Raw genomic sequence first — 13343 nt, 5'->3', positions numbered from 1 at the left:
GGATGGCCGCGACGAGGCCGATGAGGAATCCCGCCATTCAGCCCAGCACGGCCGGCCAGGCCAGCGTTGCTCTCTACTGAGTAGTTGCCGCAACGGCTTCCGCAGCGTCGCTAGATCGAAGCGCGGCGTCGAAGACGAGCGAGTCTAGGGCGCCGTGCAGCACCTCGGCTTCCCCCACTGCGAGTTGGACGACGCACTTGCCTGACCCATCGTCAGCAGTGGTGCAATCGGAAGAACCGCTCAGCGCGATGGGGTCGCATTCGATGTGGCGAGCTCTGCTCTCGTCCAAGCGCGGTGCTCCGTCTGATGCGGAAATCCGACGGGCGTGCTTCCACGGCGTACGACGGAAGGAAAAGCGGCAGCGAATTCAATTGCTCGAAAGCGCGCGGTCTTTTACGGCACATTGCGATACGCCGTTGAGATCGCCGTCTTCGGGTGTGCTCCGGCTGGCCGGCTGTTCGTCACGCCGGGGCGTTACGGCGGCGGTCCGGCGTCCCGGGTGACCTACGCGCGAGTCCGGCGCGCCGCGTAAGGCGGCTCTCACGCCGGCGCAGCATCGCTCACCGTTGGCCCGGCGGCCGTACGACCTGCGCCACGCCTGTGTGTTGCTGCAACTCAACGCCGGGGTGCCTGCCATAGGTCGCCGATTGGTCCGGCACAGCATGCATGTCCTCCTGACGGTCTACGCGAAATGCATCGATGGCCAAGCCGATGCGGCCAGCCGCCGCATCGAGGTGCGTTGAACATGGGGGACGAGCAGGGCAAACGCCGAGATCCCGTTGTCGCGCATTTGTCGTGACGAGCGGGATCGAGCGAAACCGAGCGGGACTGGCCGGTGATCCGCGATGGCCGCCGCTGACCCGAGTAATCCCAGGTCAGCGGCGGGTTTCGCTGCTCATTGCGGAGGGCGTGGGATTCGAACCCACGGAGACGCGTAACGCCTCACCGGTTTTCAAGACCGGCGCCATCGGCCACTAGGCGAGCCCTCCCCTGCGGCGCTGTCCCAGTTTGCCAGATCCGGGCTTCTCGTGAGCAAACCGGGCGGGACCGTGGTCTGAGCGGCAGACTGGACGGCATGCGCGCCATCGTGATCGAGCCGCCGGATGGGCTCAACTGGACCGAGGTTGATGAGCCCGTGGCCGGTGACGGGGAAGTCATCGTTGACGTCACCGCCGCGGCCGTCAACCGGGCCGATGTGCTTCAGCGGCAGGGGAACTATCCGCCGCCGGCGGGCTCACCTCCGTACCCGGGATTGGAATGCTCGGGGGTGATCAGCGCGATCGGCCCCGGGGTGCGTGACCACAACGTGGGGGAGCGGGTTTGTGCTCTTCTCGCCGGCGGCGGCTACGCCGAGCGGGTGGCGGTGCCGGCGGGGCAGCTGCTGCCGGTGCCGCGCGGGATGTCGGTGCAGGAGGCGGCGGCGCTGCCCGAGGTGGCGTGCACCGTTTACTCGAATGTGGGGCGGCTGCGCCGGGACGCCGTCTTCCTGGTGCACGGTGGTGGGGGCGGCATCGGGACGTTCGCGGTGCAGTACGGCAAGGCGCTCGGGGCGACCGTTGTCGTCACCGCGCGGGCGGCCAAGCATGATGCGCTGCGCAAACTCGGTGCTGACCTGACGATCGACTACACGACCGACGACTTCGTGGCCGCCACCGAGGAATTCACCGGCGGGCGCGGGGCCGACATCGTCCTCGACATCATCGGCGCCAAATATCTCGAGCGGAACCTGGACGTGCTGGCCACCGGCGGGCGGATCGCGGTGATCGGGCTGCAGGGTGGCCGCAAGGCTGAGCTGGATCTCGGCAAGCTGATGCGCAAACGCGGGTCCATCTCGGCGACCACGTTGCGATCGCGGTCGGTCGCCGACAAGAGCAAGATCGTTTCTGGGGTACGCGATAACGTGTGGCCGTTGGTCGACGCGGGTGAGATCAAGCCGATCATCGACGTCACGATGCCGATGTCCGAGGCGATCGAGGCGCACCGCCGGATGGAGGCCAGCGACCACCTCGGCAAGATCGTGTTACTCCCCTAGCAGCGTGCGCGGGCCGGCGCCGGTGAGGGACAGCTGGTCGCCGGGGTTGATCAGCTGGCAGCGTTTCATCGACAGGCAGCCGCAGCCGATGCACCCGGTCAGCTGGTCGCGCAGCCGTTCCATCAGGGCGATGCGCTCCTCCAGCCGCTTGCGCCAGCGCGCCGACAGCCTGGTCCAGTCGGCTTTGGTGGGCGTCCGGTTCTCCGGCAGCGCCGACAGCGCGTCCCGGATCTCCTCCAACGAAACCCCGACCTGCTGCGCGATCTTGATGAAGGCCACGCGGCGCAACTCGCTGCGCTGGTAGCGGCGCTGATTCCCGCCCGTACGCGTGGATCTGATCAGCCCTTGACTCTCGTAGTAGCGCAGGGCCGACGGCGCGACCCCGGCGCGCACGGCGAAATCACCGATGGTGAGCAGGTCCACTGAAGGTCGCCTTGTCCTCAAGTTAACTTGAACTTGCACTCTATCCGTATGACCGTTACCGCGACCATCGAGCACATGCTGACCCGGATCACCGGCGACGAGAAGCATTCGCCGTCCGCCAACTCGACGCTCGACGTGCTGTGGGTGCTCTACGACCGCATCCTGCGGATCACCCCGGAGACCGTCGACGACCCCGACCGGGACCGGTTCCTGCTGTCCAAGGGGCACGGGCCGGCCGCCTACTACGCCGTGCTCGCCGCCAAGGGCTTCATCCCCGAGGAGTGGCTGGACGGCCTCGGCACCCGGATGAACCACCTCGGCGGCCACCCGGACCGCGTCCTCGTCCCCGGCGTCGAGGTCGGCACCGGCTCGCTCGGCCACGGCCTCGGCCTGGCCGTCGGCACCGTCCTGGGCCTGCGGGCGCAGGGATTCGTCGACTCGCGCGTGTTCGTCCTGCTCGGCGATGCGGAGCTCGATGAGGGATCAAACCATGAGGCCATCGCGTACGCCGCGGCGACGAAGCTCCCGCTGACGGCGATCGTCATCGACAACCAGTCGGCCACCCACGGCTGGCCGGGCGGGATCGCCGCCAGGTTCCCCGGATTCACCACGGCCATTGTGGACGGCCGCGATCACCGCGCCATCGAGCTGGCCCTGGCGGACCGGGATCGCGACCGCCCGCATCTGGTCGTCGCCGCCGTCTAGAAGAAGGAGTACTGAACGTCATGAGGGACACCTTCGTCGCCACCACGACCGCCCTGCTGGAAGAGGATCCGCGCACCGCGATCGTCCTCGCCGACATCTCCGCCGACGCGTTCCTGCCGGCCATGCGCCGCCATCCCGACCGGGTGCTCAACGTGGGCATCCGCGAGCAGCTGATGGCGGGCGTGGCCGGTGGGCTCGCGCTGACCGGGATGCGGCCGTTCCTGCACTCGTACGCCCCGTTCCTGGTCGACCGCGCCTACGAGCAGCTCAAGCTGGACCTCGGCCATCAGGACGCCGGAGCGGTGCTGGTCAGCATCGGCGCCTCCTACGACGCGTCGGGTGCCGGCTACACCCACCAGTCGCCCGGCGACGTCGAACTGCTCGACACCCTCGAAGGCTGGACCGTGCACGTGCCCGGTCACCCCGACGAGGTTCCGGCCCTGCTGCGGGCGGCGGCGCGCACCGACGACCGTGTCTACGTGCGGCTGAGCAGCCAGGAGAACACCCGGGCGTACGACACGGGCCCGGCGCTGCAGGTCGTCCGGCCCGGCTGGGCGGGCGCCCCGGTGGTGGTCGCGGTCGGCCCGATGCTCGACCCGGTGCTCGCCGCCACCGACGGGCTGGACGTCACCGTGGCGTACACGCTGACGCCCCGGCCGCTGGACACGGCCGGCCTGCGCCGCCTGGTGAGCCGCGACGTGGTGCTGGTCGAGCCGTACCTGAGCGGCACCTCGAGCCGCCAGGTCGCCGACGCGCTGCGCGACATCCCGCACCGTTCCCTGCACCTGGGTGTGGGCCGCACGGAGATCCGCCACTACGGCACACCGGCCGACCACGCCCGTACCCACGGCTTGGATCCGGCCAGCCTGCGTGCCTCCATCACCGGCTTCCTCGACCCGCGGGTATAGCAGGCTGTACCTCCGGTTGGGCAGTCCGCTGGATCGTCACGGGCGGCACGGATTCGTAGATTTCAAGGCATGAAGAACAACGACATCCGCCCCGTCCTGTGGATCGCCCTCGTGGTCCTCGCCATCGCCAACGGCGCCACCAGCGTTGCCGGCCTGACCATCGTCAGCGTCATCCTCGGCGTCCTGACCGTCGCGGTCGCGGCCGCCCTGGTCGTCCAGTACCGCAACCACCGCCGGACCTCGGCCTGAGGCCGCAACGCCGGGTTCCCCGGCATGATCAACCCTTGCCCGTAGGATCGCTGGCATGTCGACATGGGCCGTCCCTGAGCGGCCCGTGCCGCCGATCAACCCGGTGGACGAGCGGGCCGCGCTCGACGATCGGCTCGAGTTTCACCGGGCGACGTTGCTGCTGAAGTGTGGCGGGCTGACGCCGGAGCAGCTGGCGTTGCGGTCGGTGCCGCCGTCGACGTTGTCGCTGCTCGGTCTCGTCCGGCACATGTCGGCGGTCGAGGCCTGGTTCCACGCGTACGACGAACGGCCGGACGACCAGTACTTCTGGGACTACGCACCGGGCTCGGGGAAACGTAGCGACGTGGTCGACGCCACGCGGGCCGCGGACGACCTGGCCAGCTATCAGGCGAGTGTCGCCCGGTCGCGGGCCGCCGTCGCCGGGCTCCGTCTCGACGCGGCCAGCCCGGGCGAGGACTACACGTTGCGGTGGATCTACCTGCACATGATCGAGGAGTACGCGCGGCACAACGGCCACGCGGACTTCCTCCGCGAACGCATCGACGGCGCGACGGGCGAATAGCGTGCGGACACTGTGAGCGAGCGGATCCACGTACCGGATCCTGCTCTCATACGCCGCGCGGGCGGCCGGATGATCCGGGCATTGTGGAGAGTCTGCGATCTCCGGGCGATGCCACAAAGGACGGTCAGCTCGAGGCGGTCGCGCGCGAGCTGATCGACGAGGAGCCCGATCCCAGGTACCGCAAGAAATACGCGCGGCACTGGCTGGTCAGCAGACGCTGAAACCCCTGCCGGGGCGGGCCCACGAGCACGAGTCGATGGCGCGGCCGGCGGCGTTGCGCAGGGTTGCCGCGTCGCGGTCGTTGTTCCAGATGTACGCCTTCGACTGCCAGTAGCGGTGCTGCGCGCTGGCGGTGCCCGGTCCGGTGTGGACGATGACCCGGGCACGGGCGGCCAGCGTGTAGTTGCCGAAGCTGTAGACGTGGGACGCGTTGTCGCGCAGCGTCCAGCCCTTCAGGCTAACCGCCTTGGCGGTCGTGTTGGTCAGCTGGACGTACTCGGCGTTGAGGCTGGTGACCGAGCGGTTGTCGGTGCCGGGCGAGTCGTACTGGATGCGGGTGATCTGCACCTGGGGGACGGCTGCGGCGTTGGCTACGGGGACGGCCAGGGCTATGACGGCGGTCGCCGAGGCGGCGACCACGAGGGCGGCGGGGATACGCATGCCCGGTTCAACTGCCGGCGTACGCGCTGCGCACCGGCCCGAACAGTCAGGCCGGTCGGTCCGGCCGTCCGAGCTACAGTGCTGATCGTGGAGTCGGTGTGGGACTACCCGCGCCCGCCGAGGGTCGAACGGAGCTCCAAGCGCGTGCGCATCGTGCACGCGGGCGTCACCGTGGCCGACACGGCGGGGGCGTTCCGGGTGCTGGAGACTTCGCACCCCCCGGTCTACTACCTGCCCCGCGCGGACGTCCGGGGCGTGGAGCCGGCGCCGGGCCGGACGTTCTGCGAGTTCAAGGGCTATGCCAGCTACTGGGACCTGGTGGTCGGCGACCTGCGGCTGAGCGCGGTCGCCTGGTCGTACGAGGAGCCGAGCCCCGGGTACGAAGTGCTGGCCGGAGCGCTCGCGTTCTACCCGGGGCGGGTGGACGAGTGCACGCTCGACGGTGAGCGTGTCCGCGCTCAGGACGGCGACTTCTACGGCGGCTGGATCACTCCCGACATCGGCGGTCCGTTCAAGGGCGGTTCGGGTACGTCCGGCTGGTGAGCCGAAAACTTTTTGCGCGAATCGCCGGGTAGAAAATTCCGATCCGACACATCCGCAATGCAATTATGTGCTGGCATGGTCGACGGAATTACCCATATACGCCCGGGTTCCCATCGCCGTTTCCTCGGAGGCGGCAAAGGCAACAATGGGATTCGCGTGAGTGCACCGGGCCTAGTACGGAGGCCGAACTGTCCCGTCCGTCCACGCGTCGCGCGTTGACCGCCGGCGCCATTGTGCTAGCCGTTATCGCGCCGGTTGCCGAGTCCTCGGACCGGCCCGCCGACGCAGTTGCCAACCTGCCCAGCGTCGCTCCGTCGACCGCCGAGACGCCCGATTTCGACCCGGCAGTCGTATTCGCCAAGCGTCCGGCGCGGGCATCGCGGGCTCTTGCGCGGCGCGCCGTGCCGAGGAGTCCCCTGGTCCGCCGTGCTCCGGTGCGGCACGCTGCCGTGCAGGTCAAGCGTCATGTGCGCAAGCCGAAGCCGAAGCTGGAGCGGGCACGGCGCCTCGACCGCCGGGTCGAGAGCAGCGTGCCGGCGCCTCGGCGCGAGCGCGCACACCAGCGCGTCAGGATCCGCACGTCGAGCGCGATCCGGCCGGGGATGGGCGCGGTGATCGCCTTTGCTCGTTCCCAGGTCGGAAAGGGATATGCGTCCGGCGCCGACGGGCCGAGCATGTTCGACTGCTCCGGTTTCACGATGAGCGCCTACGCTCGGGCGGGCATCAGTCTGCCGCATTCCTCGGGTGGTCAGGCGGCTCGTGCGCGGTCAATTCCACGGTCCATGGCGCGTCCGGGTGATCTGGTCGTCGGGCCGGGTCACGTCGGGGTCTACATGGGTGGCGGGATGATGATCGACGCGGGCAACCGGCGCACCGGAGTGGTGTTCCGCAAGCTGTATGCGGGGTTGCACATCGAGCGGCTGTAAAGGGCGGAAATTCGGTCGCGGACATTCGCCACCACGCGTGAGAATTGCTCGCATGCTGACCGACCATTGGCCGATCGCCGGCCTGCGCCTGACCACGCCGCGGCTGGAGCTGCGGGTTCCGGATGCGGAGGATCTCGCGGCCCTGGCCGACGTCGCCGCGCGCGGGGTCCACGACCCGGCGGTGCAGCCGTTCTCGGTGCCGTGGACCGAGGCGGAGCCGGCGGTGGTCGCCCGCAACACGATCCAGTTCCAGTGGGGCACCTGGGCCCGCTGGTCGCCGGACGACTGGAACCTCCAGTTCGTGGTGGTCGCGGACGGCGAGGTGATCGGCACGCAGGCGATCAGCGCCAAGCGGTTCGCGGTGCTCCGTGAGGTGGCGAGCGGGTCGTGGCTGGGCCTCGCACATCAGGGGCAGGGGTACGGGAAGGAGATGCGTGCCGCCGTGCTCGAGCTGGCCTTCACCGGGCTGGGCGCGGAGTTCGCGGTGTCGGAGGCGTTCGAGCACAACGCGGCGTCGTACGGGGTGTCGAAGCGGCTGGGCTACGCCGACGACGGGATCGAGCGGCTGGTGGTGCGGGGTGAGCCGATGGTGGGGCGGCGGTTGCGGCTCGATCGGGCATCGTGGGCGGCCGCGCGCGGCGTACCCGTGAAGATCTTTGGTCTTGACCCTTGCTCGGAGATGTTCGGCCTGGCCGGCGGGGAAGGGTGACGTCCGGCAACCGTCGGAGGCGATGGCTGGTCAGCGGGGCAGGGTGACGTGGACCGTGGTGCCGAGGCCGGGGTCGCTGTGGACCCGGATGCTTCCGTGGTGCGCGTCGATGATCGAGCGGACGATGGCCAGTCCGAGGCCTGGTCCCGGCGTGGCCATCTGGTCGGCGGCGGCGCTGCGGTAGAAGCGGTCGAACACGTGCGGCAGGTCGTCGGCCGGGATGCCCAGGCCGGTGTCGGTGATGATCAGCTCGGGTTCGTTCTCGGCGCTGGCGTCGACCGCGATCTCGCCGCCCGCCGCGGTGAACTTGATCGCGTTCACCACCAGGTGGTTGAGGGCCTGGCTGAGCCGCTTGGCGTCACCGCGCGCGGGCACCGGGCTCTCGGTGCGGTCGCTCAGCTTCACCTCCTTGTGCTCGGCGAGCGGCCGGCAGGCGGACGTCACGTGATGCGCCACCTCGGCCAGGTCGAGCTCGGCCAGGTCGAGCTGTATGCCCTCGTCGGTGAGCCGGGCGACCAGCAGCAGGTCGTCGATGAGCCGGAGCAGGCGGTCGGAGTTGCGCTGCATGACGGAGAGGAAGCGGCGCGAGGTCTCGGCGTCGAAGTCGTCGTCCAGCAGCATCTCCAGATAGCCGCGGATCGACGAGAGTGGCGTACGCAGCTCGTGACTCACCGTGGCCAGGAACGAGTCCTTCATCCGGTCGACCTGGCGCAACCGGTCCGAGATCTCGCCGGCGTGCCGGGCGTACCGGCGTAGCTCCAGCTGCACCGCGGCGTGCCGGGCCAGGCTGCGCAGCGCCCGCCGCTGTGCCGAGGAGAGTTCCCGGGGCACGTGGTCGACCACGCAGACCGTGCCGACCGAGTGGGTGCCGTCCAGCACCACCGGCGCGCCCGCGTAGAACCGGACACCGCTGTCGCCGAGCACCATCGGATTGTCGGCGAACCGGTGGTCGTGGGTGGCGTCCGGGATCTCCAAGAGTTCGTGACCTTGGATCGCGTGGGCGCAGAAGGACAAGTCCCGGTGCGTCTGGTCGATGTCGACGCCGACCTTGGCCTTGAACCACTGCCGGTCGGTGTCGACCAGGCTGACCAGGCCCATCGGTGTGCCGCAGATCTGCGAGGCCAGCAGCGCGATGCCGTCGAAGTCCTCCTCCGGCGCGGTGTCGAGCACCTGCGCGTCGTGCAGGGCGGCCAGGCGCGCCGGCTCGTCCTCGGGCAGAGGGGCTCTCACCACCCGATGCTCTCATCCGTTCTGCCACGATTCGGCCCGGTTCGTGGAACCCCGCACAGCAGTCGGCGCCCGTCCTCGAAGGGCGGGCGCCGGCTTTGCGATATCACCACCGGGCGCGGGGATCTTTGCCGCTCGCACCCGGTCGGATGTTTGACAGTAGTGTTGCCCGGCCATCGGGAGGTCGCGCGCACCACGTGTGCGTTTTCCCCACCTGTTACGGGAGTGGCACGAGTGGGGACTACGTTCGGGTCGAGTGGTGTCTTCTGCCCGGAAGGAACGTCCGCATGAGTCTCGAGCGCCCTGTCGCCCCGGATCCGTACGATCTGCTGCCCGCCGTCCCGTCCTTCTCGCTGGCCAGCAAGGACGTGACCGACGGTGAGCCGCTGGATGCGCTGTTCATCCACCCCAGCGCCGGTGGTGGGAACCAGTCACCCCAGCTGTCCTGGGGCGGCGCACCCGAGGAGACCCGAGGCTACGCGGTGACCTGCTTCGACCCCGACGCGCCGACCGGCAGCGGTTTCTGGCACTGGGTGCTGGTGAACGTCCCGGCCTCGGTGACCGAGCTGGAGCGTGGCGCCGACCCACTGCCCGAGGGCGCGTTCTGCGTCCGCAACGACTACGGCGAGGCCAACTACGGCGGGTCCGCCCCGCCGCCCGGCGACCGCCCGCACCGGTACGTCTTCGCGGTGCACGCCCTGGACGTGGACCGGCTCGACGTGGGACCGGAGGCGACGCCGGCGTACGTCGGCTTCAACCTGGCCTTCCACACGCTGGCCCGGGCGGTCATCCGCCCCACCTATCAGAACAAGTGAACAAGCAACGCCCGGGGCGTGAGCCCCGGGCGTCATGGTGGACCGTCGTCGTCTAGGAGCGCGGGGTGCGCGCGACCACGAAGACCGACTGGCCGAACGGCGGCTTCACGACGCTCTCCGCGGCCTTGGTCACCGGCAGCACGATGCTGTCGTAGATCTTGACCATCGGCCCCTCCTTGGGGGCCAGCTTGAAGATGCTCGTGGCGCCGTAGTAGCCGATCAGGCCCAGCGCGTTCGCGTAGTGCAGCTTCTCGATCTCGAGGCCGGCCTCGCTCATCGCGGCCCGCATCGTCTTCTTCGTGTAGCGGCGGATGTGGCCGGTGGCGATGTCCACCTGGCTCATCGCGAACATGAACGCCGGCACGATGAGGATGACCCGGCCGCCGGGGCGGACCAGGTCGGCCATGCTGCGCAGGGCGCCGACGTGGTCCTCGATGTGCTCCAGCACGTTGTACGAGACCGCGGCGCTGTACTCGCCGTTCGCCTCCGGGCTGGGCAGCAGCATCTGCCGCACGTCGATGTTGGTGTGATCGGCCAGGCGCTCCTTGAGCTGGACCAGCCGGTCGGGGTCAGCCTCGGTCGCGGTGAAGCGCGGAAGGTGCTCCGCCCACTCCAGCGCGTAGTCGCCGAGACCGCTGCCGATCTCGATCGGGTTGTCGCCGAGGTAGGGGAGAGCGAGCTCGACGAACCACCGCCGGTGGTTGACGGCCATCGCGAGGCCCTCGAGGACCTCGGACTGGATCCGCTGGTCTCCGGTGATGTCTGCCATAAGTAAGGTTCCCTCGTCTTGCAATCCGAGCGACAGCGGGACTGATCGAGTTAACCATCCAGCGCCCAGTGGCGAAAGTTGAGCGGGCGTGGGCCACTCTATTTTTGCCTGATTGAGACATTGCAGCGCGGGTACGCGCTCAAGTTGCAACGTGTGTAGATATCGGGTCGATCACGCATCGGCCGCCCGTCACTTCAACGTTACCAACCTCGGTTAGGGTGGCCGATGCTATGACGATTACGGGTATTGACCCCAGCGGTCAGTCAGCCGGCGGGAGTTCCATGCGACCCCGCGATGTCACCGATGCCGGGGACCTGGAGGCGGAGCTCGAGGCACTCGAGAGCGACGTGTCCAGCCCGACGCTGGCCGTCATACCTGCTGCTGAGCCCGAGGTCGAGCCCGCCGCGCGCCCGCGCTTCTGGCGCTCTCTCACGTGGCGGGACGCGCTCGCCATTTTCAGTTTCGTTGCGGTAGCGCTCTTCATCACAGCGCCGTTGTGGCTCAATCTTGATCATGAGTTGCGCGATGATCCACAGGATCAAGCGTTCTTCGAGTGGATGCTGGCGCACGGTGCTCGTGTCGTTACTGATGGCGCTTATCCGTTCTTCTCCGATCGCATGAATTACCCCGACGGGGTGAACATGATGGCCAACACCTCGGTGTTGGCCGTTTCGCTGCCGATGACGCCGATCACTCTTCTGTTCGGCCCGCATGTGGCGTTCAACTTATTTCTTACGCTCGCGTTGGCAGTTACCGGCATCTCGTGGTACCTGGTGCTTTCCCGCGTCTTCGTCGCCTCGCGGCTCGCCGCGTGGGTGGGCGCGCTGTTCTGCACCTTCGCGCCGAGCATGGCCTCGCACGCCGGCGGCCACCCGAACATCGTCTCCCAGTTCCTGGTGCCGCTGATCATCTGGCGCTGCCTCGCGCTGCGAACCCCGGGCAAGGCGGCACGCAACGGCCTGATCCTGGCCGGTCTGCTGGTCTGGCAGGCGTTCATCAACCTCGAGATCCTCTTCATGACCGCGGTCGGCCTGGGCATCTTCTGCGCGGTGATGGCGATCTCCCGGCGGCGGACCCGCCCCGGCGAGGTGACCACCTTCCTGCGCGGCCTCGGCGTCGCCGCGGTGGTCACGCTGGCCGTCCTGGCCTACCCGCTCGCCGTGCAGTTCTTCGGACCGCAGAGCTACCACGGCCTGCCGCAGTTCGTCCGCAACTTCGGCGCCGACCTCGGCTCGTTCACCGCGTACGCGACCCGGTCGGTGGCCGGCAACGAGCTGACCGCCGAGCGGCTGGCCCAGAACCCAGCCGAGGAAAACGCGTTCTTCGGCTGGGGCCTGGTGATCCTCTTCCTGGGCCTGGTGGTCTGGCTGCGGCGCAACGTCGCGGTGCTCACCCTCGGCGGCGTCGCCCTGCTGTACGCGGCGATGTCCCTCGGCCCGCGGATCTTCCTGAACGGCATCAACACCGGCGTCCCGGGCATCTGGGCGGTCCTGCACAGCGTCCCCGTGCTCAACTCCGCGGTGCCCACCCGCTGGGCGATGGCGATCGCGCCGGTAGTCGGCATCGTCCTCGCGATCGGCTGCCAGAAGGCGATCGACCTGGTCCGCAGCCAGCCGTCGGCGCGTGGCCCGGTCCGGGTCGCCATGATCACCTCGGTGGCCATGGCTCTGGTCCCGCTGGTGCCCACGCCGGTGCGCAGCGCCCCGATGGCGCCGGTTCCCGACTTCGTCACCTCCGGGGCCTGGCGGCAGTACGCCGACGACAACCACACGGTGGTCACGCTGCCGCTGCCCGACGCCAACTACCCCGACCCGCTGCGCTGGACCGCCTACACCGGCCAGGAGATGCGCATCGCCGGGGCGTACGCGCTGCTGCCCAACCAGAACCCGCTGGACCCGACCGACCGCACCGCGCTCTTCTCGCCGCCGTGGCGGCCGACGAGTGGGCTGATGGCCTCCATCGAGCAGGGCAACCCGACGCCGGAGATCACCGACACGCGCCGCGAGATGACGCTGGCCGACCTGCGGTACTGGAAGGCGGGCGTGATCATCCTCCAGCCGCAGACGCGCGACGTGGAGATGCTGCGGGCGATGACCGACCTGCTGGGCTTCGAGCCGACCTGGACCGGCGGCGTCTGGACCTGGAACGTCCGCACCCTGGTCGACGACCCGGACGCGGTGCTGACCGGGCCGGACATCAACTGACTTTCGCGGCCGGGTCCCGCGCCGTCCTGGTGCGTGCCGCCGTCGGCGTTTGGTCGTGGGGTCTCGGCCAGGTGAAGCAGACGCCTGGCAGATGCTAGCCGTTGCTGCCGCTCGCGGTTTGTTGCCGCCGCTCCCGGTCGGCGGGGGTCGGGCTGGGGTCTGCCAGGCGGCGGGGTGCTTGCTCGCGGTTGTTGCCGCCGCTCCCGGCCGTTGCCAGGCGCGGCCGGTGGTAGAAGCCTGCGCGAGTGGTAGGACCAGGCACGCCGTGGTGGGGCAGAGCGGCATTCGGTGCCGAAATGCCGCCCTGGACTACCACCGCGAGCGCCGGCTACCACCGCGAGCGCCGGCTACCACCGCGAGCGCCGGCTACCACCGTGAGTGGGCACCCCGACCGCCTGGCATACCCAGCCCGACCCGCGCCAGGCGAAAGTGGCATCCGCGAGTTCGGGTGCCGCGAGGGGGCGCCGCGGGGCGGCTGCGAGTTCGGGCGCGCGGGGGCGGGCGCTGCGAGGGCGGGCGCCCGATCCCATCCCACACGTCGGGCGAAGCGCCGGCAGCGAGGACGCGCACGAAGGATCACTTCAGCTGGCGGGCATGTCCCGGGTGGCCGT

General features: G+C 69.3%; 14 protein-coding genes and 1 tRNA gene. 10 read left to right on the top strand and 5 right to left on the bottom strand.

The annotated features are described in order from the left end of the window. Window positions 1–901 precede the first annotated feature (901 nt). Window positions 902–989 (bottom strand) — tRNA-Ser (locus QSK31_RS37495). An 86-nt stretch (window positions 990–1075) separates the two neighbouring features. Here QSK31_RS37495 and QSK31_RS37490 point away from each other — a divergent pair. After that, on the top strand, window positions 1076–2032 hold the full coding sequence (locus tag QSK31_RS37490; RefSeq protein ID WP_285689453.1) for an NAD(P)H-quinone oxidoreductase: 957 nt from the start codon (window positions 1076–1078) through the stop codon (window positions 2030–2032). Here the strand turns inward: QSK31_RS37490 and soxR are convergent. Beyond that, window positions 2021–2455 (bottom strand): redox-sensitive transcriptional activator SoxR, encoded by a 435-nt coding sequence (gene soxR, locus QSK31_RS37485; protein WP_285689452.1) that lies wholly within the window; start codon window positions 2453–2455, stop codon window positions 2021–2023. The two genes, QSK31_RS37490 and soxR, sit on opposite strands and share 12 nt — an antisense overlap. Before the next feature lie 75 nt (window positions 2456–2530). Here soxR and QSK31_RS37480 point away from each other — a divergent pair, with 75 nt between their 5' ends. From QSK31_RS37480 to QSK31_RS37465, 4 genes are all read left to right on the top strand, one after another. After that, window positions 2531–3160: a thiamine pyrophosphate-binding protein gene (locus QSK31_RS37480; protein ID WP_285689474.1), complete on the top strand. Its 630-nt coding sequence runs from the start codon at window positions 2531–2533 to the stop codon at window positions 3158–3160. A gap of 20 nt (window positions 3161–3180) precedes the next feature. After that, window positions 3181–4068, top strand: coding sequence for a transketolase family protein (locus QSK31_RS37475; protein WP_285689451.1), 888 nt, complete (start codon window positions 3181–3183; stop codon window positions 4066–4068). 69 nt (window positions 4069–4137) lie between these two features. After that, complete coding sequence (locus QSK31_RS37470; RefSeq protein WP_285689450.1) at window positions 4138–4317, top strand: hypothetical protein; 180 nt, start codon at window positions 4138–4140, stop codon at window positions 4315–4317. A gap of 55 nt (window positions 4318–4372) precedes the next feature. Then, the gene (locus QSK31_RS37465) at window positions 4373–4879 is read left to right on the top strand and encodes a DinB family protein (RefSeq protein ID WP_285689449.1); all 507 of its coding nucleotides are present in this window, start codon (window positions 4373–4375) and stop codon (window positions 4877–4879) included. 207 nt (window positions 4880–5086) lie between these two features. On the opposite strand, the gene QSK31_RS37460 is transcribed toward QSK31_RS37465, so the two are convergent. After that, a complete protein-coding gene (locus QSK31_RS37460) occupies window positions 5087–5539 on the bottom strand; it encodes a lamin tail domain-containing protein (protein ID WP_285689448.1) in 453 nt (150 codons plus the stop codon). A gap of 87 nt (window positions 5540–5626) precedes the next feature. On the opposite strand from QSK31_RS37460, the gene QSK31_RS37455 reads away from it, so the two are divergent. The 3 genes from QSK31_RS37455 to QSK31_RS37445 all read left to right on the top strand — a co-directional run bounded on the left by QSK31_RS37455 (window position 5627) and on the right by QSK31_RS37445 (window position 7717). Beyond that, complete coding sequence (locus tag QSK31_RS37455) at window positions 5627–6082, top strand: DUF427 domain-containing protein (protein WP_285689447.1); 456 nt, start codon at window positions 5627–5629, stop codon at window positions 6080–6082. A gap of 215 nt (window positions 6083–6297) precedes the next feature. After that, on the top strand, window positions 6298–7008 hold the full coding sequence (locus QSK31_RS37450) for a C40 family peptidase (RefSeq protein WP_285689446.1): 711 nt from the start codon (window positions 6298–6300) through the stop codon (window positions 7006–7008). Window positions 7009–7060: 52 nt separating this feature from the next. Further along, window positions 7061–7717: a GNAT family N-acetyltransferase gene (locus QSK31_RS37445; RefSeq protein WP_285689445.1), complete on the top strand. Its 657-nt coding sequence runs from the start codon at window positions 7061–7063 to the stop codon at window positions 7715–7717. 30 nt (window positions 7718–7747) lie between these two features. Here the strand turns inward: QSK31_RS37445 and QSK31_RS37440 are convergent, their stop codons facing one another. Next, on the bottom strand, window positions 7748–8947 hold the full coding sequence (locus QSK31_RS37440; RefSeq protein WP_285689444.1) for a GAF domain-containing sensor histidine kinase: 1200 nt from the start codon (window positions 8945–8947) through the stop codon (window positions 7748–7750). A gap of 284 nt (window positions 8948–9231) precedes the next feature. Between QSK31_RS37440 and QSK31_RS37435 the strand changes: the two genes are divergently transcribed. Next, the gene (locus QSK31_RS37435; RefSeq protein WP_285689443.1) at window positions 9232–9759 is read left to right on the top strand and encodes a YbhB/YbcL family Raf kinase inhibitor-like protein; all 528 of its coding nucleotides are present in this window, start codon (window positions 9232–9234) and stop codon (window positions 9757–9759) included. Window positions 9760–9811: 52 nt separating this feature from the next. Here QSK31_RS37435 and QSK31_RS37430 read toward each other — a convergent pair whose 3' ends face one another. Next, on the bottom strand, window positions 9812–10528 hold the full coding sequence (locus tag QSK31_RS37430) for a class I SAM-dependent methyltransferase (protein ID WP_285689442.1): 717 nt from the start codon (window positions 10526–10528) through the stop codon (window positions 9812–9814). Window positions 10529–10809: 281 nt separating this feature from the next. On the opposite strand from QSK31_RS37430, the gene QSK31_RS37425 reads away from it, so the two are divergent. Then, entirely contained in the window at window positions 10810–12732 is a 1923-nt protein-coding gene (locus tag QSK31_RS37425; RefSeq protein WP_285689441.1) for a DUF6311 domain-containing protein, read from the top strand. Window positions 12733–13343: the final 611 nt, after the last annotated feature.

The organism is Actinoplanes sp. NBRC 103695 (genome assembly GCF_030269485.1).
Classification (GTDB): Bacteria; Actinomycetota; Actinomycetes; order Mycobacteriales; family Micromonosporaceae; genus Actinoplanes.
Note: the sequence above shows the minus strand (reverse complement) of the source record. Positions and strands in the feature narration are given on the sequence as shown.